The organism is Streptomyces chryseus (assembly GCF_014650755.1).
Taxonomy (GTDB): Bacteria; Actinomycetota; Actinomycetes; order Streptomycetales; family Streptomycetaceae; genus Streptomyces; species Streptomyces chryseus.
On the sequence record NZ_BMVO01000020.1, the window covers coordinates 73,879 to 93,432 of the forward strand.

General features: G+C 70.1%; 17 protein-coding genes and 1 tRNA gene. 11 read left to right on the top strand and 7 right to left on the bottom strand.

Annotation, left to right across the window (positions count from 1 at the left end):
- Positions 1-292 precede the first annotated feature (292 nt).
- From ispD to IE185_RS24875, 5 genes are all read left to right on the top strand, one after another.
- Positions 293-1,048, top strand: coding sequence for a 2-C-methyl-D-erythritol 4-phosphate cytidylyltransferase (ispD, locus tag IE185_RS24855; protein ID WP_138897795.1), 756 nt, complete (start codon positions 293-295; stop codon positions 1,046-1,048).
- Positions 1,038-1,550, top strand: a complete 513-nt coding sequence (gene ispF / locus IE185_RS24860) for a 2-C-methyl-D-erythritol 2,4-cyclodiphosphate synthase (RefSeq protein WP_138897796.1) — start codon at positions 1,038-1,040, stop codon at positions 1,548-1,550. The genes ispD and ispF overlap by 11 nt, the downstream gene beginning before the upstream one ends.
- A 123-nt stretch (positions 1,551-1,673) precedes the next feature.
- Positions 1,674-3,077 carry a cysteine--tRNA ligase gene (cysS, locus tag IE185_RS24865; RefSeq protein WP_138897797.1) on the top strand — a complete coding sequence of 468 codons (1,404 nt, stop codon included), beginning with the start codon at positions 1,674-1,676 and terminating at the stop codon, positions 3,075-3,077.
- Between the two features lie 91 nt (positions 3,078-3,168).
- Positions 3,169-4,125: a 23S rRNA (guanosine(2251)-2'-O)-methyltransferase RlmB gene (rlmB, locus tag IE185_RS24870; protein ID WP_138897798.1), complete on the top strand. Its 957-nt coding sequence runs from the start codon at positions 3,169-3,171 to the stop codon at positions 4,123-4,125.
- A 107-nt stretch (positions 4,126-4,232) separates the two neighbouring features.
- A complete protein-coding gene (locus tag IE185_RS24875; RefSeq protein WP_189716046.1) occupies positions 4,233-5,921 on the top strand; it encodes a DoxX family membrane protein in 1,689 nt (562 codons plus the stop codon).
- A gap of 79 nt (positions 5,922-6,000) precedes the next feature.
- Here the strand turns inward: IE185_RS24875 and IE185_RS24880 are convergent, their stop codons facing one another.
- The 4 genes from IE185_RS24880 to IE185_RS24895 form a co-directional block, all read right to left on the bottom strand.
- The gene (locus IE185_RS24880; protein ID WP_138894065.1) at positions 6,001-7,215 is read right to left on the bottom strand and encodes an IS30 family transposase; all 1,215 of its coding nucleotides are present in this window, start codon (positions 7,213-7,215) and stop codon (positions 6,001-6,003) included.
- Positions 7,216-7,333: 118 nt separating this feature from the next.
- Positions 7,334-8,059: a nucleotidyltransferase family protein gene (locus IE185_RS24885; protein ID WP_138894066.1), complete on the bottom strand. Its 726-nt coding sequence runs from the start codon at positions 8,057-8,059 to the stop codon at positions 7,334-7,336.
- Between the two features lie 38 nt (positions 8,060-8,097).
- The gene (locus tag IE185_RS24890; protein WP_069928181.1) at positions 8,098-8,514 is read right to left on the bottom strand and encodes a hypothetical protein; all 417 of its coding nucleotides are present in this window, start codon (positions 8,512-8,514) and stop codon (positions 8,098-8,100) included.
- A gap of 216 nt (positions 8,515-8,730) precedes the next feature.
- The gene (locus IE185_RS24895) at positions 8,731-9,867 is read right to left on the bottom strand and encodes an ABC transporter ATP-binding protein (RefSeq protein WP_138894067.1); all 1,137 of its coding nucleotides are present in this window, start codon (positions 9,865-9,867) and stop codon (positions 8,731-8,733) included.
- Positions 9,868-10,044: 177 nt separating this feature from the next.
- Here IE185_RS24895 and IE185_RS24900 point away from each other — a divergent pair.
- Positions 10,045-10,118: transfer RNA gene (locus IE185_RS24900), tRNA-Thr, on the top strand.
- Positions 10,119-10,247: 129 nt separating this feature from the next.
- Here IE185_RS24900 and IE185_RS24905 read toward each other — a convergent pair.
- Positions 10,248-11,906 carry a tyrosine-type recombinase/integrase gene (locus tag IE185_RS24905; protein ID WP_138894068.1) on the bottom strand — a complete coding sequence of 553 codons (1,659 nt, stop codon included), beginning with the start codon at positions 11,904-11,906 and terminating at the stop codon, positions 10,248-10,250.
- Complete coding sequence (locus tag IE185_RS24910; protein ID WP_138894069.1) at positions 11,903-12,604, bottom strand: transcriptional regulator; 702 nt, start codon at positions 12,602-12,604, stop codon at positions 11,903-11,905. The genes IE185_RS24905 and IE185_RS24910 overlap by 4 nt, the downstream gene beginning before the upstream one ends.
- Before the next feature lie 94 nt (positions 12,605-12,698).
- On the opposite strand from IE185_RS24910, the gene IE185_RS24915 reads away from it, so the two are divergent.
- The 5 genes from IE185_RS24915 to IE185_RS24935 all read left to right on the top strand — a co-directional run bounded on the left by IE185_RS24915 (position 12,699) and on the right by IE185_RS24935 (position 18,348).
- On the top strand, positions 12,699-12,929 hold the full coding sequence (locus tag IE185_RS24915; RefSeq protein ID WP_189716048.1) for a hypothetical protein: 231 nt from the start codon (positions 12,699-12,701) through the stop codon (positions 12,927-12,929).
- 234 nt (positions 12,930-13,163) lie between these two features.
- Positions 13,164-14,468 carry a DUF3631 domain-containing protein gene (locus tag IE185_RS24920; RefSeq protein ID WP_138894070.1) on the top strand — a complete coding sequence of 435 codons (1,305 nt, stop codon included), beginning with the start codon at positions 13,164-13,166 and terminating at the stop codon, positions 14,466-14,468.
- Between the two features lie 420 nt (positions 14,469-14,888).
- Positions 14,889-15,743 (top strand): DUF2637 domain-containing protein, encoded by an 855-nt coding sequence (locus IE185_RS24925; RefSeq protein WP_138894071.1) that lies wholly within the window; start codon positions 14,889-14,891, stop codon positions 15,741-15,743.
- Positions 15,744-16,066: 323 nt separating this feature from the next.
- Entirely contained in the window at positions 16,067-16,627 is a 561-nt protein-coding gene (locus IE185_RS24930; RefSeq protein ID WP_138894072.1) for a MobC family plasmid mobilization relaxosome protein, read from the top strand.
- Positions 16,624-18,348, top strand: coding sequence for a relaxase/mobilization nuclease domain-containing protein (locus IE185_RS24935; RefSeq protein WP_138894073.1), 1,725 nt, complete (start codon positions 16,624-16,626; stop codon positions 18,346-18,348). Before IE185_RS24930 ends, IE185_RS24935 begins: the two co-directional genes overlap by 4 nt.
- A gap of 611 nt (positions 18,349-18,959) precedes the next feature.
- Here IE185_RS24935 and IE185_RS24940 read toward each other — a convergent pair.
- The gene (locus IE185_RS24940) at positions 18,960-19,547 is read right to left on the bottom strand and encodes a class IV adenylate cyclase (protein WP_138894075.1); all 588 of its coding nucleotides are present in this window, start codon (positions 19,545-19,547) and stop codon (positions 18,960-18,962) included.
- Positions 19,548-19,554: the final 7 nt, after the last annotated feature.

Here is a 19,554-nt window from a genome sequence, read left to right on the forward strand (position 1 = left end):
ACGATGCCGCGGTGTCCGCCGACAAAGGCTTTCCAGCCCTTGTTGCCGGGCGCTGCGGCATGTCGCGTTCGCTTCGCCCGCGTTTCCCGTTCGCGTGCTCAGCGTGCCCCTGATCCCCTGTGACCCTGGTGCCTGACGTGCCGGGCCCGGGCAGCCGGCTCGACCGGTCGTCACGGAAGGGGCCGGTCAAGGCGTCGCGCCCAGCACGCTGTGGCCATACCCACCGAGGCCGCGGACACAAACCTGGCGAAGCCAAACCCGTTCCCGAAGCTTGTCGGCCCCGGAGCTACCGATGACAGACGAATCGCGCCCCACGCCCACTCCGCGCACCGCCGCCGTGATTCCCGCGGCCGGCCGCGGGGTGCGGCTGGGACCCGGCGCGCCCAAGGCGCTCCGCGCGCTGAGCGGCACCCCCATGCTGATCCACGCGGTACGGGCCATGGCCAACTCCCGGGCCGTCTCCCTCGTCGTCGTGGTGGCCCCCAAGGACGGCGCCGCCGAGGTCAAGAACCTCCTCGACGAGCACGCGCTGCCCGAACGGACGGACTTCCTCGTCGTACCGGGCGGCGAGACCCGCCAGGAGTCGGTACGGCTCGGCCTGGCGGCGCTGCCCGCCGACATCACCGCCGTCCTGGTGCACGACGCGGCCCGCCCCCTCGTGCCCGTCGACACCGTCGACGCGGTCGTCGAGGCCGTACGCGACGGAGCCCCGGCCGTGGTGCCCGCCCTCCCGCTCGCCGACACCGTCAAGGAGGTCGAGCCCGCCGAGAAGGGCGAACCCGAGCCGGTCGTCGCCACACCCGCCCGGGCCCGGCTGCGCGCCGTACAGACCCCGCAGGGCTTCGACCGCGCCACGCTGGTGCGCGCCCATGACACGATCACCGCGAGCGGGGAAGGCGCCACGGACTGCGCCGGCATGGTCGAGCAGCTCGGCGTGCGGGTCGTCGTCGTGCCCGGCCACGAAGAGGCATTCAAGGTGACCCGGCCGCTGGACCTCGTCCTGGCCGAGGCCGTACTCGCCCGCAGGAGGGCCAACGATGGCTTCTGAGCTTTCCCCGGACGTCCCCGTTCCGCCGCTGCCGCTCGTCGGCGTCGGCACGGACATCCACGCCTTCGAGGAGGGCCGCGAGCTGTGGTGCGGCGGGCTGCTCTGGGAGGGCGAGGGGCCCGGCCTGGCCGGCCACTCGGACGCCGACGTGGTCGCGCACGCCGCCTGCAACGCGCTGTTCTCCGCCGCCGGCCTCGGCGACCTCGGCGCGCACTTCGGCACCGGACGCCCCGAGTGGTCCGGTGCGTCGGGCATCACCCTGCTGACCGAGGCGGCACGGATCGTACGGGCCGAAGGCTTCCGGATCGGGAACGTCGCCGTCCAGGTGGTCGGCGTACGCCCGAAGATCGGCAAGCGGCGGGAAGAGGCGCAGAAGGTGCTCTCCGCGGCGGTCGGCGCCCCGGTCTCGCTGTCGGCCGCGACGTCCGACGGCCTGGGCTTCACCGGACGCGGCGAGGGCCTCGCGGCGATCGCCACGGCGCTGGTGGTTCGTACGGGCTGAAGCGCCGCGGAGCACCGGTGACCTCGTACGGGGGAAACAGGCCACCGGCCCGCCGGGCGCCGCGCCGCCCCCGGCAAGGGAAAGGGGCGCTGGGCACTGCCGTCCGCCCACTACCCTGGTGTAGTGACTATTCGGCTGTACGACACCAGCGCCCGGCAGACTCGCGACTTCTCCCCGCTCACGCCGGGCTGCGTCTCGATCTACCTGTGTGGCGCTACCGTGCAGGCCGCCCCGCACATCGGGCACATCAGGTCGGGCCTCAACTTCGACATCATGCGCCGCTGGTTCACCTACCGCGGCTACGACGTGACGTTCATCCGCAACGTCACGGACATCGACGACAAGATCATCAAGAAGTCGGCCGAGCAGGGCCGCCCCTGGTGGTCCATCGGGTACGAGAACGAGCGCGCCTTCAACGACGGCTACGCCGCCCTCGGCTGCCTCCCGCCCACCTACGAGCCCCGCGCCACCGGCCACGTCACCGAGATGGTCGAGATGATGCGCGGCCTCATCGAGCGCGGCCACGCGTACGAGGCCGACGGGAACGTCTACTTCGACGTGCGCTCCCACCCCGGGTACCTGGAGCTCTCCAACCAGGACCTGGACAACCTCCTCCAGCCGTCCGGCGAGGGCGAGACCGGCAAGCGCGACCCGCGCGACTTCGCCATGTGGAAGGCCGCGAAGCCCGGCGAGCCGAGCTGGGAGACCCCGTGGGGACGCGGGCGTCCCGGCTGGCACCTGGAGTGCTCCGCGATGGCCCACAAGTACCTGGGCTCCGCCTTCGACATCCACGGCGGCGGCATCGACCTGATCTTCCCGCACCACGAGAACGAGATCGCCCAGGCCAAGGCGTTCGGCGACGACTTCGCCACGTACTGGGTGCACAACCACTGGGTCACCATGGCCGGCGAGAAGATGTCGAAGTCGCTGGGCAACTCGGTGCTCGTGTCCGAGATGGTCAAGGCGTGGCGCCCCGTCGTGCTGCGCTACTACCTCGGTACGCCGCACTACCGCTCCACCATCGAGTACAGCGAGGAAGCCCTGCGGGAGGCCGAGTCCGCCTTCGCACGCATCGAGGGCTTCGTCCAGCGGGTGATGGAGAAGGCGGGCGGCGTCGTCGAGCCCGCCACCGAGGTCCCGCCGGCGTTCGCCGAGGCGATGGACGACGACCTGGGCGTCCCGCAGGCGCTCGCGATCGTCCACACCACCGTCCGCCAGGGCAACTCGGCGCTGGCCGCCGACGACAAGGACGAGGCCGTCGCACGTCTGGCGGAGGTACGGGCGATGCTCGGCGTCCTCGGCCTCGACCCGCTCTCCGAGCAGTGGTCGGGCGGCGGCACGGAGCGCGGCGAGGACCTGCACGGGGTCGTGGACACACTCGTACGGCTCGTACTCGACCAGCGGCAGTCGGCCCGCGACCGCAAGGACTGGGCGGCCGCCGACGCGATCCGCGACCAGCTCCAGCAGTCCGGCCTCGTCATCGAGGACAGCCCGTCGGGCCCGCGATGGACCCTCGGCTCACGCTGACCGGCACGCGCGATGTGCCGCCCGGCGTCCCGGGCGGCACACTTTCCCTTATACGTACGCACGTCTGAAGCAACGGAACAGGTAACAGGTCATGGCCGGGAACAGCCAGCGCAGGAACCGCCGCACGTCCAACAAGAAGGGCGCTACGGTCGGCAGCGGTGGCCAGCGGCGCAAGGGCCTCGAGGGCAGGGGCCCGACGCCGCCCGCCGAGGCCCGCAAGAAGCACAAGAAGAACCGCATCGCCACGGCCAAGGCCAAGCAGGCCGCGGTCCGCCGCCCGGCCCCGCGCCGCGGCGGCGTCAAGGGCACGTCCGAGATGGTCGTCGGCCGCAACCCGGTCTTCGAGGCGCTGCGCGACGGCGTCCCCGCGACCACGCTGTACGTGCAGCAGTTCATCGACAACGACGAGCGGGTCCGCGAGGCACTCCAGCTCGCGGCCGCGCGTGGCAACATCAACCTGATGGAGGCCCCGCGTCCGGAGCTCGACCGGATGACGAACGGCCTGAACCACCAGGGCCTCGTCCTCCAGGTCCCGCCGTACGAGTACGCGCACCCGGACGACCTCACGGCGGCGGCGTACGACAAGCACGAGGACCCGCTGATCGTCGCCCTCGACGGCGTGACCGACCCGCGCAACCTCGGCGCGATCGTCCGCTCCGTCTCCGCGTTCGGCGGCCACGGCGTGGTCGTGCCGGAGCGCCGCGCGGCGGGCATGACGGCCGGCGCGTGGAAGTCCTCCGCCGGTACGGCGGCCCGTACGCCGGTCTCCCGCGTCACCAACCTGACGCGCGCCCTGGAGGGCTACCAGAAGGCCGGCATCACGGTCGTCGGCCTCGCGGCGGACGGCGAGCACACGGTCCAGGACCTGGAGCAGCTCGGCGGCCCGGTCGTCATCGTCATCGGCAGCGAGGGCAAGGGCCTCGGCCGCCTCGTCGGCGAGACCTGCGACTACCTGGTGCGCATCCCGATGCCGGGCGGCGCGGAGTCGCTGAACGCCGGTGTGGCGGCGGGCATCGTGCTCTGGGAGGCGGCGCAGCGCCGGCGGTGAAGCGGTCGGCGGGCAGGGCCGGTTATGTCCTGGTAAGGGTGTCTTGACGGGTCTCGGACAGATCGGGGCCGTCAAGGCAGTGTCCTAACCACACGTCACTCGGTTAGATGAGTGTGGACACCAGAACACCCGGGTTCGACGATCAGCCCGCCCTGAGCATGGTCAAGGTGCCCTGCGATCCAGCGCAGGTCATCGTCAACCACGCCAGCTTCCGCGTGCAGCTCGCCCCGGCCCAGAGCCGGCGGCCCGTCCCGCCGTACGCGGGGGCGGGCGGTGTGAGCAGCGGGCTGGGGGACACGGCGCGCATTCCCGCGATGGCCGGAGCGACCGCAGGCCGACGGCGGACACCCGTCGTCTGGAGCGGGAAGTCCGAGCCGGGAGACCCCGGCGCGACCGGCCTGCTCCAGGCCGTACGGAACTCCTCGTCCGGCGAGCGCCTCGACAGCGGCGCCACGCAGGTCATCCCCCGGCTCTCCGAGGCCGACAGCGGGCAGGACACCGAGGCGATCCCCACCGTCATCGGGCCGCGCGGCTCCGAGCCGCCCATGACGCAGATGCTGCCCCGTATGAAGCAGGCCGTCGGCGCGTACGACCTGCCGGACGTCGAGGACACCCGCTCCGGCCAGGAGTTCGACGACGACTACATCGACGACGACGCGTACGGAGCGGGCGGTGAGGCCGCCCGCCGCAACGCCGACGCGGTCCGGCACGCGTACTACCCCGGGCGACGGATGAACCTCGGCGTGGTGCTGCTGCCGCTCCGCGTGTTCCTCGGCTTCATCTCCATCTACGCCGGCATGGGCAAGCTCTGCGACCCCGTGTACTTCGACGGCGGCGAACGCGGCTCCATGGTCAAGTGGCTCACGTCGCTGCACCCCTGGACCGTCGCCGAGCCGCTGCGCGACTTCGCCCTGAGCCACCCGGTGGGCGCCGGTCTGACCGTGGCGTTCCTTCAGGTCGTCGTCGGCGTGCTGACGGTGCTGGGGCTCTGGCAGCGCGTCGCCGCCTGCTTCGGGACGCTGCTCTCCGCCGCGCTGATCATGACGGTGAGCTGGAAGACCGTACCGGCGTACGACGCGCCCGACATCATCTACCTCGCCGCCTGGTCCCCGCTGATCATCGCGGGCGCGCCCGTCTACTCCGTCGACGGCCGCCTCGCCGGCGAGGCCTGGCGCAAGCTCGGGCCGCGCTCGGAACTGTGGGAGCTGCGGCGGCGCGTACTGCGGCGCGGCACCGTCGTCGCCTCCCTCGTGCTCGGTGTGACGCTGCTGATCGGCTCGATGCTGGGCGGGGCCGTACGCTCCTCCGACATGGTCACCGTGCCGGGCCCGAACGACGACCCGACCAACCACCTCCCCGGGGCCCCGCTGCCCCAGGAGACCGGCAGCAGCACGGGCCGCGCCTCGCAGGGCCCCGCGGGCCGCAGCCCGTCCCCCACTGCCAGCAGCTCGGCCGGCCCCTCGGCCCCGGCCACCACCCCCGGCACGGTCCGCGAGACCGGCACGGTCGGTACGGACGCCCAGCGGCCGACGCAGACGCAGGGCGCCACGGCCGGCCAGGCCCCGTCCCAGCAGCAGCCCCCGCCCCCGCAGGCCCCCCCCACCAGCGCCGGACCGACGTCCAGCGGCGGTGCGGGCAGTGGCGGCACCACGGGCGGCGCCGGCACCACCGGCGGCGGCACGACGGGCGGCTCCACCGGTGGCGCCACGGGCGGCGGTGGCACCACCGGCGGCAGCGGTGGCAGCAGCGGCGGCGGTGGCAACGGCGGCAGGGTGATCGGCGGCCTGCTCGGTTAGACGGCCCCCGAGGTACGGCGAAGGGCCCGCGCCTCGGGTGGCGGTTTCTAGGGATCGTCGCAACACGTGGTCGTGTTGATCAGGCCGCGAGCAGTTTATGCAGACGCTCGGCTGGGGTTTCCCAGCCGAGCGTTTTGCGTGGGCGGCCGTTGAGCTGGGCCGCGACGGCATCGAGGTGCTCGCGGGTATGGACCGAGAGATCGGTGCCCTTCGGGAAGTACTGCCGCAGCAGACCGTTCGTGTTCTCGTTCGAGCCGCGCTGCCAGGGACTGGCCGGATCACAGAAGTAGACCGGGACGTCGGTCGCGACGGTGAACTCGTGATGGCGGCCCATCTCCGAACCTTGATCCCAGGTCAGGGACCGTTTCAGGTGCGCGGGCAGCCGCTGCACGGTCTCCTGGAGTGCGTCACGGACGGCTTCGGCGCCCCGGCCGTCCGGCAGGTGCACGAGCATCACGTAACGGGTGGCGCGCTCGACCAGGGTTCCGATCGTGGACCCGCTGTCCTTGCCGATGATCAAGTCACCTTCCCAGTGACCGGGCACCGCCCGGTCCTCCGCCTCGGCGGGCCGCTCGCTGATCATCGCCATGGGCTCGGCGAAGCGGGGCCGGCGCTGCTGGTCCTGGCGCTGCGGCTTGCGGCGGGCGCGTCCGGTCCGCAGTGCTCCGGCGAGCTCGCGCCGTAGTTCGCCGCGTCCTTGCAGGTAGAGGGCCTGGTAGACGGTTTCGTGGACCACGTGCATCTCCGGCCGGTTCGGGAACTGTGCCCGCAGAGCCTGGCAGATCCGCTCCGGACTCCACAGCTCGTCCAGCCCGGCCTGGACCGCGTCCCGCAGCTCCGGGTTCAGGCTGATCTTGCGCGGCTTGGGCCGGGGCCGGCGCCCGTCGGCGCGGGCCTGGGCCGCGAAGGGCCGGTACTGCCTGTTCTCGGGGTGCCGGTTGCGGTGGATCTCCCGGCTGACCGTGGACGGGCCGCGGCCCAGCTCGGCCGCGATCGCCCGGATCGTGGCCTTCTCCCGCACCCGGTCGGCTATGTGGATCCGGTCGGCCTCACACAGATACCGCGAGGGAACGGACGAGGGCGCCACCGCAGTGATCGGTGACGCCCCGACGTTCCCGCCGGACGGGGCGCGGCCGTTACGCCAGCGCCGCCCGGTCTTCTCGTTGATGCCGACGATCCGGCACGCTTCTCTGTTGCTCACACCCTGCTGCATGAGCTGAAGGTAGAGGCGCCGTTCCTCGGACAAGGGACGGCGCCCCTGGACAACGGACCGGTCCCGGATCTTGAAGTCCATCGCATCCCCTGAACTGGGGTGTTGCAACGACTCCTAGAACCCAAGGGATGTGCGCCGGGCCCCTCGCCGTACGGTCGGTCGCTCGGCCCTTCGCCGTACGGTCCGGTCGCTCGCGGGCTCAGCCGCGGGCGGCGGCGAGCTCCTTGGCGGCCTCGCTGAGGTCCTTGGCGGTGTCGATGGCCCGCCAGTACGCCCCCTGCGGCAGCGGGAAGCCCGCCAGACGGCGCTCTCGCGCCAGCCGGGGGAACGTGGTGCGTTCGTGGTCGCCCAGGTCCGGGAGAAGCCCTGTGAAGGCCGCTGAGAAGACGTACACGCCCGCGTTGATGAGGTAGGGCGACGGCGGCGACTCGATGAAGTCCGTGATGTGGCCGAACGTGTCGGTCTCGACGGCCCCCCACGGGATCCGGGGGCGGGCCAGGGCGAGGGTCGCCGTGGCGTCGCGCTCGTTGTGGAAGGCGGCCATGTCCTGGAGCGAGAAGCGCGTCCAGATGTCGCCGTTGGTCGCGTACCACGGGCTCCGGGGGTCGGGCAGGTGCGCGGCGGCGTACTTGAGGCCGCCGCCGCGGCCCAGCGGCTCGCTCTCCACCACGGTGGTGACACGCAGCGGGAGGTCGGCCGTGTCCAGCCACTCCTGGAGCACGCCGGCGAGATGGCCGCACGAGATGACCGCGTCGGTCACGCCCTCGGCGGCGAGCCAGGAAAGCTGATGGCCGATGATCGGGGTCCCGGTTCCGGGGATCTCGACCATCGGCTTGGGGCGGTCGTCGGTGTACGGGCGCAGGCGCGAGCCCTGGCCGCCCGCCAGGACCACGGCCTGCGTCGGGTACGTCGTCGTACGGGTCATACGGGGCACGATATGCGGCAGGAGCCGTCGGTCCCCGTTCAGCCGGTCTGCTGGGCGACGCCGGAGGCGAAGGAGGTGTCGCAGACGGGGCGCGAGAACGACTGCGCGCGCGTCGGACCGTACTGCTTCACGGCGGCGCGGCCGAGCGAGCGGGCGATCGACATGCAGTGCTGGGCGAGCGAAGGACGGCGCTCGACCTCGCGCTGGAGGTGCGTCAACGCGACGCCGGGGTCCTTCTCCTGGAGCTCCAGAAGAAGCTTGTCGCGCAGAATGTCCTGCGGAGCGCGGGACTTGGCGCGTACGTTTACCTTCTCGGAGGACGCGGTCAGAACCTGCGACTCGGGTCCGCTCGTGGACCACGGGACGTTGGCGACCGCGAGGGTCCCGGAGAGCACCAGGACGACGGGCAGGACGAGAGCGAGACTTCGGCCGATTCGGCGGGCTGTGTGGGTCACGCGAGTGAGCGTAGCGGCCAGTAATGATTTGGCGACATTTAGTCACTCTTCCGGGGGATGGTTCGATGTCATTTTTCGAATACGCGTTGACGTACGGAATTCGAAATGCCGGATATGCCGGGGTATTTGTCGACACCCCCCGCCCCACAGGGCACACGTGAAGGGCTCCGCACCGAGGTGCGGAGCCCTTCACGCGTACTGCCGACGGCGTCGGTGTCAGTCGCTGAGGCGCTCGCCGGTCGACGTGGAGAAGACGTGCGTCTCGCCCGCGCGCGGGACGACGTGCAGCTCGGTGCCCTTGTCCGGGACGGCGCGGCCGTTGACGCGGACGACGAGGTCCTGGTGCCCGCCGCCGACCTGCGCGCTGCCGTACACGTAACCGTCCGCGCCGAGCTCCTCGACGACGTTCACGGTGACGGCCAGACCGGCCGGGGCGTCGGCGGCGGTCTTGCTGAGCGACGCGGCGGCGGCGCCGTTCTGCTCGACGATGTCGAAGTGCTCGGGGCGGACGCCGACGGTGACGGTCGTGTCGCCGCGGTCGGCGGCGGCGGAGAGCGCCTCGCGCGAGACCGGGACGACGCTGTTGCCGAACTTCACGCCGCCGTCGGTGATCGGGACCTCGACGAGGTTCATGGCGGGCGAGCCGATGAAGCCGGCGACGAAGAGGTTCGCGGGGCGGTCGTACATGTTGCGCGGCGAGTCGACCTGCTGGAGCAGACCGTCCTTCAGTACGGCGACCCGGTCGCCCATCGTCATGGCCTCGACCTGGTCGTGCGTGACGTACACGGTGGTGATGCCGAGGCGGCGCTGGAGCGACGCGATCTGCGTACGGGTCGAGACGCGGAGCTTGGCGTCGAGGTTCGACAGCGGCTCGTCCATGAGGAAGACCTGCGGCTCACGCACGATGGCGCGGCCCATCGCGACACGCTGGCGCTGACCGCCGGAGAGGGCCTTGGGCTTGCGGTCCAGGTACTCGGTGAGGTCGAGGATCTTCGCGGCCTCTTCGACCTTCTTGCGGATCTCGCTCTTGTTCACGCCGGCGATCTTGAGCGCGAAGCCCATGTTGTCGGCGACGGACATGTGCGGGTAGAGCGCGTAGTTCTGGAACACCATGGCGATGTCCCGGTCCTTCGGCGGCAGGTGCGTGACGTCGCGGTCACCGATGCGGATGGCGCCGCCGTTGACGTCCTCAAGACCCGCGAGCATGCGCAGGGAGGTCGACTTCCCACAGCCGGAGGGGCCGACGAGGACGAGGAACTCGCCGTCCTCGATGTCGATCTCGAGCTGGTCGACGGCGGGCTTGGTGGAACCCGGGTAGATCCGGGTCGCCTTGTCGAACGTGACAGTGGCCATGGTGATGTTCTCCTTCACCGGCAGGAACGTGCCGGACGATCCGAGTAAGGGAGTGGTGTAGTCCACAGGTGTGAACCTGCCGTGACGGTACCTGGCGGAAACGGTTCTGTCAGCAGTCGGGGACTGATCGAATTCCCGGCGGGCACCGGATCCGGTTTGGTTACACTGCTCCGGTACGCCTCCTTAGCTCAGCTGGCCAGAGCAACGCACTTGTAATGCGTAGGTCGTCGGTTCGAATCCGACAGGGGGCTCGGTGAAACCCCAGGTCACATAGCCCGTGACCTGGGGTTTCTGCTGTTCCGGGGCTGGCGTGCCGGATGGCCGGAGCGCGGCGGGAGGGCCTGCGTGAGCGCTGCGTGAGCGGAGCCGCTCAGGGACCCCTACTTCTTGGGCTTCCGGCGCTTGGCCTTCACGGCCTCCTTGGCCTGGGCTTTCGCCTTGTTGCTCGGCTTGCCGCCCCTGGCCCTGCCGGCGCTCTTGGCCGCAGCCTTCTTGGCCTTCTCCTTCTTCGCGGCCTTGAGTGCCGCCTTCTCGGCCTCGGCCTTGCGCTGGAGGGGGACGAGCTTCGCGGTGGCCTCGGCGGCGCTCCTGCCGACGTGGGGCAGGACGCTCTGGTAGATGTCCCGTGTGATCCGGGTGTCGCTGTGGCCGAGGGTGTCCGACACGATCTTGATGTCGATGCCGGCGGCGAGCATGAGCGTCGCCGCGCCGTGGCGGAGGTCGTGCAGTCGGATCGGCGGGAGGCCGGAAGCGGCGACGCGGCGTTCGAAGAGGTCGGTGACCTTGCCCGGGTGGAGCCAGGAGCCGTCTTCCTGGGTGAAGACGTGGCCGGTCTCGACCCAAGCTGTGCCCCACTTCTCGCGGTCTTGGCCCTGCCGTTCGCGGTAGCGCTTCAGGACGTCGATGGTGTCGTCGTCGAGTGCGACCACGCGGTAGCCGCTGTCAGTCTTGGGATCAGACGCCTCGATATCCCAGCCGTCCTGCACGAGTTGGGAGGAGACGGTGAGGGAGTGGGTGTCGAGGTTCGTCTCCGACCAGGGCTGCCCGCACGCCTCGCCACGGCGCAGGCCGCGGAAGGCGATGAGGTGCCACATCGCGTACAGCCGGTCCTCGGCGACGAAGTCGAGGAAGGCGCCGGTCTGCTGGGGTGTCCAGACCATGACGGGCGACGGCTTCTCGCCCGTCTGCTCCCACTTGGTGACTCGTTCGTCGGTCCACACGAGCGCCTTCGGCTTGCGTACGGGGTCAATCTCGACGTGGGCTGCGGGATTGAAGGTGATGATCTGCTGACCGATCGCGTCATTCAGGGCGGCCCGGAGCGTCGCCTTGACGTGCTGGCGCGTGGCGGGTCCGGTGATGCGGCGGAAGGGCGGCATCTCGTCGATGGCGGCCTTCATCGCCTTGCGTCGGGCTCGGTTCTCCACGCCCTTCCACGGCACGGTCGCCAGCTCGTCGATCGCGGCTCGGCGCTGGGCGTTGTCCTCCAGGACCTGGGCGTTGGCGTCGCGGATGTCGGTGAACATCTCGCTGAGGTGGCTGACGCGCAGTCGGTCCAGACGCCGGTTCCCGATGCGCGGCTTCAGGTGCATGCGGATATCGGTCTCGTAGCGGTTGAGGCCGGACGTGCGTATGCGCTTGCCGGCCAGCCAACGGTCGAGCCATTCGGCGACGGTCAGGCTGCCGATGAGGTCCTGGCCGGCGTTGAGCCGCCGCCTCGTTTCCTCGACCTCGGGCAGAGGTGACCGTTCGCGGCTGACCTCGGCCAGCATCTCGGCGATGAGGTCGGTGCCCTCGGGGTCGTCCGACTCGGCCAGCCCCAGGAGGGCGCGTACGTGGTCGAGGTCGGCCTGGGCCGCCTTGAGGCTGCCGTACCCGCCACGGGCGAAGGAGCGTCGGCCGCCGTCCTCGCGGGATGGCAGCTCCTGGCGTATGGAGTAGGTGCAGTGGTTCCTGCTGTTGCGCTTGGGGCAGGAGGTGCCGAGTTCCTTGCCGGTCTTGGGGTCGCGGCAGGAGTAGCGGCGGTAGGTGGAGCCCTTCAAAGATCGTTCTCCTCGGTGGTATCGGGTTCGGTCCCGGATGAGTCGATTGCGGTGGCCACGTCGGGCCACAGGAACGGGGGCGTGACGCCCTCTTCCTTGATGAAGGCGCGGATTCTGCGCAGGCGGCTTGCGGCGTCGTCGGCGGTCTCTGCGGCACGCGCCTGAGAGCGGAGGGCCTCGGCCTTCCGGTCGGCGTTCGGGGCGGTCTCGGCGTGGTAGCGGGAGTACTCCTCGTCGCGTCGCGCGCTTCGCAGTCGCTCCTGGGCAGCGTGGTGGGCCCGGAAGTAACGGAGCATGTCGTCGTCCGCGCCGAGTTCGGTCTCCTCCCCGGTGAACCAGCGCAGGGCGTTCAGGGGGGAGGTGGAGTCCTGGAGCGGGAGCCGCTGCACGACGTCGACGTAGCCGACGGGATAGATGAGGCAGATAGGAGGGGTGTTCAGCGCCTGGGCCAGGACCATGACGTCGACCAGGGGCAGGTTGGAGCGGCGCCTGGACTCCATGTTGGCGATGACGTTGCGGGGGATCGGGTGGCCCATCTCCTCGCACTTGTCGGCCAAGTCCTGCGCGCTCCAACCCAGTTCCCTCCGTCGTCTGCGGACCTCGGCAGCCACGGTGGCCATGACCTGGTCCACCCACTCAAGGACGTCGTCCTCGTCGTCGGCCTTCTTTGATCCATGGTCGCTGCGGCGTTGTGTCATGGAGACACATTAGCTTGCTTAGCGTTGATTCCAAGACCTGGAGACGGGCGCGGTAGCCGCGTTCGCCGTGGGCTCAGTGATGGATGGAGTGCGTATGCCTGAGAGCGAACAGGCTGACCGAGTAAAGGGGATGAGTCGTGGGGAGCTTCTGGAGCTTCCTGCGGCCGTTGACCTGGAGACAGGCAACCGGGCGCTGGGGCTTGGGCGGAGCAAGGGGTATGAGCTCGCCAAGCGCGGCCAGTACCCCTGCAAGGTGCTCAGGCTCGGGAACGCCTACCGGGTGGTGACCGCAGACCTGTTGGCCCTGCTGGGGCTGGCGGCGTGAAGCGCCTGCCGCATAGCAGGCGCTTCTGCGCTGAGCTGACACAGAAACGCGGGACTGTGGTGCGGCGTGGACGTACTGTCCGTGGTCGCTCGCGGTGCCGACAAGCCCGCGAGAAGGGGGGAGAGCCTCCGGCGGTGCAACGCCGGAGGCCCCAGGACTCCCGACCAATCCCATGAGAACCGACCCGGCGGCAGGGGCGTGCGAGCCCGACACCGCCAGACGAGGAGCCGCCAGGTGCAACCCGAGAACCCTGAGCCCCATTCCGCCCCCGCACGAGCGGCGTGGCCCACCACAGCCATCCCCGGCCGGCCCGGCGCCCACCTGCGTCCCACGCAGGCCGACAGCGCCACGACGGACCCGAGCGACGGTACAGCCGACGGCAGCGCCAGCGAGGCGGACCTGGCGAGCGGACTGGAGTCCATACCGGACGCGGAACCGACATCCGGCTCGAAACTGCTGGACGAACTGCGCTCCCAGATAGCTCAGTTCGTGATCCCACCCTCATCCGAGGCGCTGGACGCGATCACCCTGTGGGTGGTGGCAACGCATCTCCAGCCCGCGTGGCAGCACGCCCCACGGCTGGCGGTGGTGGGGCCGGCGAAGCGCTGCGGCAAGTCGCGGCTGCTGGACGTGCTGACCGAGACGGTCTACGAGCCGATGCTCACCATCAACACCACACCAGCGGCCATCTTCCGCTCGATCAACGAGGAGGAACCGCCGACGCTGCTGGTGGACGAGGCCGACACCATCTTCGGCCCCAAGGTCGCGGAAAAGAACGAGGAGACGCGCGGCCTTCTCAACGCCGGCCATCAGCGTGGCCGGTACGTCACCCGGGTCGTAGGCAACGACCACACCCCGCACAAGTTCGCCACCTTCGCCATGGCGGCTATCGCGGGCATCGGGGACCTCCCGGACACTGTCATGGACCGGTCGGTCGTCATCCGCATGCGCCGGAGGGCTGAGGGCGAGAAGGTCAAACCCTTCCGCTCGCGGCGCGATATCCCGGCCCTGCGCGAGCTGCGCGACCGTATCCACACCTGGGCCCGCCCGCTGCTGGAGGATGCCGCGAACCTGGAGCCGGGCATGCCGGTCGAGGACCGTGCTGCCGACACGTGGGAGCCTCTGATGACCGTCGCCGATCTGGCGGGCGGTCGCTGGCCCCGGCTCGCGCGGATGGCGTGCGCGCGGATGGTCGCCGCCGAAGTGGCGGCCGAGGAGGACCACCCCAGTGGGGCGCGCATCCTCGCCGATATCCGGCGGGTCTTCTTCGCCCAGCGGGAGGCGGACAGCCTCTCTACCGAGGATCTGCTGCACTACCTGAACGCGGATGCCGAAGCCCCGTGGGGCGAGCGTGGGCGCTACGGCCTGACTTCCCGGGAACTCAGCGGGATGTTGCGCGACTACGACATCCGGCCAGGCAACGTGCGCATGGCCGACCGGTCGCAGCGCAAGGGCTATACGCGCAACAAGTTCCTCGACGCCTGGCGGCGGTACTGCCCCACCGTCCACCCGGTCGACGCCCCTCGCGTCGAAGGCTGAACCCCACCCTCCCTGGTTGCCGTACTTGCCGTCCCTGCCGTGATCTCGCAGGTCAGAGCACACACCGGCAAGACGGCAGCCGAGGGCAAGACGGCAACGCACGCGTCTCCGCGCGTGTAGCCAGCCAAAAGACAGAGTCCAAATCCGTCTTGCCCCGTCCCAGGCGTCCCCGCCGTATCGCCGCAGGTCACAGTCCTGCTTGCCGGGACGACTGCCGCGAAGCAGCCGTCCCGGCAGGAGGCCGAGCCCGTGCAGAGCCCGGGCCGGAAGCTGCCACCTTCTTGTCCCGACTCGGGACAAGAAGGTGACGCTGTCCGCCGAAACGGCGCGTCCGGAGCGCTGCCGTCCCGCGCTGACCTGCACGTGCAACGGCCGAGACGGCAAAGACGCCCCACACCACTACCCCCAGGAGCTTCCCGCTTGACCGCCCTGCACCTCACCACGCCATCACCACAGTCAGGAGACGACGTCCGCAGCGAACGGCAACCCAAGAAGCGTGCTGACGCCGAACAGCTTGCGCTCGGCGCGGCCGGCATTGTCATCGTCGCCCTGACAGCCGGAGCGTTCTGGCTCTCCTACGCGCACCTCGCCGACGTCGCCGGCCAGCACGGGCTCGGCGCATCCCCCACCCGCCGGTGGGCCTGGCCCGCCACCCTGGACGCGTTCATCATCGCGGGCGAACTGCTCATGCTGCGCGCAGCACTGCGCCGCACAACCGACCCCTGGGCGATTGCCGTGACCGCTGCCGGATCAGTCAGCTCCATCGCGTTGAACGTCGCCGGGGTCAGTGGTACCGGACACGCGGGCGCCGTACCGTTCCTCGACTATGTGGTCGCAGCCGTTCCTCCGGCCGCCGCGATGGTCGCCTTCGGCGTCCTGATGCGACAGATCCACCAACTCGTCGCACCGCCGGACGACGTTCCGAACTCCGGTTCCGTACAGGCGCAGGAACGGTCGGTCGGTGACTTCAGCCACAGCCACCGGCCGGATTCAGCTCCCGATGGTGCGCAAGCCCCGAGTAACGAGCGGACGGAACCTGCGTCCCAGACATCGGAGAGCAAACCGAGCGGTGGCCGACCGCCGAAGGCGACCATCGCGGAGCTAACGGATATCGGCCGGGCCACCGGTCATCAGCACGGCAAACTCACGCGCGGCCTGCTCCGAGCGGCTGTGAAGGACCGAGACCTGACGATCGGCAGTGAGCGGCAGACCGAGGTGATGGAGCTACTTCGGCCGGAACTCGAAGCCGCCGGTATCGAGGTATCCAGGCGCTGACGCCGGGCCTGCTCGGGTGACCGGAACCCTTTCGGTCACCCGGGCGTCGGCCAACCGGCCCGCAGATTTCCACACCTGTGGACAGCGCGATGGCCGCGCCGCGCAGACATCTTCGCCCCGCTCGCTCAGCCGCACTTGGAGCATCTTCCTTGACGCACAACCAGCACCTGCCCGACGACACCCACGCTGAGCCGTCTGCGTCGCCGCAGTCCCCTACGCTGCTGGCACGTCTGCGGCGGGCGTTCGGACGGACGGCTCCTGGCGGAGCCAGTAGTACCCCGAGTCTGACTCTTGGCCGGTCTTCGGGGGTCTCCGCCCCGGGGGTGGCGGAGAAGGCCCAGCGCCAGGGGGCGCCGGACCCGGTGGCCGTGGCCGAGGAGGGCCCCACCCCGGACACGCTTCACGCCGCCCAGCGAGCGATCCTTCGCCCGACGCCTACTGGCGTCTCCGCCGCCGGCGAACCCTCTGTGCAGAGCGTGCAGCCAACGATCCGCCGGTTCAACGGCGACAAGCGCATCGAGCGCGTCGGGCCCTTGCGCTTCATCGACGACGAGCGCACCCGCCTGCGCGAGGCCGCAGCCGAGCACGGCTACAAGGGCGAATCGGGCTTCGCCGCGGACATAGTCCTCGCCTTCATCGACGGCCGCTTCACCGCGAACCTTCGCCTGTCCGAGGACCGCCGCCGCACCCACATGTTCCGCGCCCAGGTCCTCCGCGCCCTCAACCGCATCGGTAGCAACATCAACCAGATCGCCCGCGCGCTCAACAGCGACCTCACCCCGCCTGACATCCGCCAGCGCCTCGACGAACTCCACCACCTGCTCACCCTGATCGCCGAGGCCCTGCGTCAGCCCACCGACCCGAGGGAGGAATCGTCAGCGTGATCGCCGCCATCAAACCCGCCGGGTCCAACACCCGCGGTCTGCTCGCCTACCTTTACGGTCCCGGCCGGCACGACGAACACCTCGACCCGCACCTCGTCGCCGCCTTCGCCATGCTCGGCATGCCCGACCCCGGCCGCGACGAAAACGCCACCCTGACCGAACTCGGCCACCACCTCGACGAGCCCGTACGCCTGCGTAATAGCGAGTTCGGCAAGCCTGTCACCGAGCACGTCTGGCACTGCCCCGTCCGCGCAGCACCCGAAGACCGCAACCTCTCCGACACCGAGTGGGGCGAGATCGCCCAGCGCATCGTTCAGGCCGCAGGCATTGCCCCCGCAGGCGATGATCTGGCCTGCCGGTGGATCGCCGTACGCCATGCCGATGACCACATCCACATCGTCGCGACCACCGTCCGCGAAGACGGCCGCCGCCCCAAGCTCCACGACAGCGGCATCCGCGTCGGCGACGCCTGCCGGGAGATCGAGAAGGACTACGGACTGCGCTGCCTGAAGAAGGGCGACCGCACCGGTACGCGGGGCGCCACCCAGGCCGAGATGCATAAAGCCAATCGCCTCGGCTGGGAGCAGACCAGCCGCGAGTGGCTACAGGACCGCATCCGCGCCGCCATCCCGCACGCCACCAGCGCCGAGGAACTCCTCGCCTATCTCGAAGCCGGCGAAATCCTGGTCAAGCCCCGTCGCGGCCCCTCTGGAGACCTCCTCGGCTACGCCGTAGGCCGCCCCGGCGACCTGAACAAGGACGGCGAGCAGATCTACCACCCCGGCGGGAAGATCGCCCCCGACCTGTCCCTGCCCAAGCTGAAGGCTCGTCTGGAGACCAGTGCGCCCGAGGAACACCCCACCGCCCGGCGCAACCAGCTCGCCACTCCGTGGCATCAGGCCGCCGAAGCTCTCGACACCCTCCACACGGAAATCACTGAATCGAGCGCCGATGGGGACGCACAGACACAGGCGCACATCATCGCGCTGGGCGAACTCATTGAGGCCACCGCCCAGAAAGCCCCCGCAGATATCCGTGCGCAACTGCATGCGGCCAGCCGGGCCTTCGCCCGTGCCCAGCGCTCTCAAATCCGTGCCGAAGACCGCGCCGCCCACGCCCTGCGGTCTGCGGCCCGCGACATCGTCAACACTGCCACCGGGCCCGACGGCAGTGCCCTCGCAGCTCTGATCGCCGCGCTCGTCTGGGCCGCCGTCCTCGCCGGACGCTGGCACGAGGCCAAGGGGCACGCCCACCAGGCCAACGCCGCCCGCCAAGCCGTCCAGCACCTGCAGTCAGCAGCCGACGACGCGCTCAGTCCGACGCTCACTGAACTGGCAGCCCGCCCCTCCAAGGAGGAGACCCGTCGCATCCTGGCCAACGACGTACGCGCAGCCGTCCCCGAACACGCCGAGCGGATCCTCTCCGACCCCGGCTGGCCCGCGCTCGCCATGGTCCTCGCCGACGCCGAAGCTGGCGGCCACAAACCCCACCAGCTCCTCAAAGAAGCCGCCGCCCACCGTGAGCTCGGCACCGCCCACAGGCCCGCCCGCGTCCTGATCACCCGCATCCAGCACACCAGCCGCAACCCCGCACCCAACCGCCGCGCCGAAGCAGCCCGCCTACGGAGCACCACCGCGTCAGCCTTCAGCGTGCCGTCCCCCGGCACCCAGCCGCGCGCGGCAACCGCCCCCACGAGCCAGCCGAGCCGACCTCGCCGCTGACCGTTGAGGAGAGCCAGATCCATAGAGACCGGTCAGCAACAGGGGCCACGCCCCCAGCCACGCTCATTGCCACCCCATCTGGAGCCAGCCAACGCTGCTGATGCGCGTGGGTAACGACGGCTGGGCCGGTCACCACGCCTGGTGACCGGCCCAGCCGCCCGAGAGCGCCAATGCCCCGAGAGCACTGTGAAGGGGCGGCACAGGCTCGATGCCTCCGACGGCCTCATCCACGACTGAACAGGCCGCCCCGCGCGCGATGCCTTCCGACACGGCGTCCGCCAGGTTGCTCGGGCGCGGGGGCCGTGCTCACCGGGGCCGGACGAGCCGGTTCATCGTGAAGGAGAAGGGATTGCCAGACCTGCTCCTGCAAAGCGCGGATGCACGGACCACAGGCAAACATCGCCGCCTGGGCACCAGCCACACTCACCGGGCCGATCCATAGAACACGGGTCCATCGCTGGCCGCAGTAGAGCCAGCAGAATCCGTCCGTCCACGTATTGCCGTCGTCAGTGTCTGCCGCAGCGGGCAGACCGCCGCGGGCGAACTCGGCGATGCCGGGTATGACCCGAGGCGTCATGGCCAGTTCTATAAACACAGCTCGGTCCTCAAGATCACTCGCTCGGGACAGCTGCCCTGGCCGAAGCCTGCTTGTCGCCGTCGGCGAAGAGGAGAGTGGGTTCGGCCAGGATGTCCCTGCCGGACTCGCTCTTGTAGATCTCATCGACGCTGCCGAAACGTGCTTCTGAGTAGTCGAGGTCGAGCAGGGCGGCTGCCTGGCGGACCGATGCCTCGTCGGGGCCCTCGATCTCGACGAAGGTGGGGAGGTCCGGCCAGGTGTCGAAGTCGAAGGCGACCTCGCCGAGGCGCCATTCCTCGCGGTAGTTCTCCTGGTACCGGACCTCGCGCATGCCGAGGCTGCGCAGGATCTCGGCCATGGCATGCAGGTCCGTGACCTCTGTCTCGATCTCGGTGGTGCCGTTGATCGTGGTGGCGTCGGTGACCTGCTTGAGCGTCAGCGTCGATCGGGTGCCCTCGTCCCGAAGCCGCACCCAGGCCCCTCCTTCGAGTGCGTCGTTCTCGAAGATCTTGCGGGTCAGGAGGGTACGCGGGAACGCTTGCGTGGCGCCCAAGGCGGTCAGCTTGGCCTGGAGGCCGGCGACGTCGATGGCGAGAAACTTGGCCTCGTACTCGTGCTTCACGGGTTCT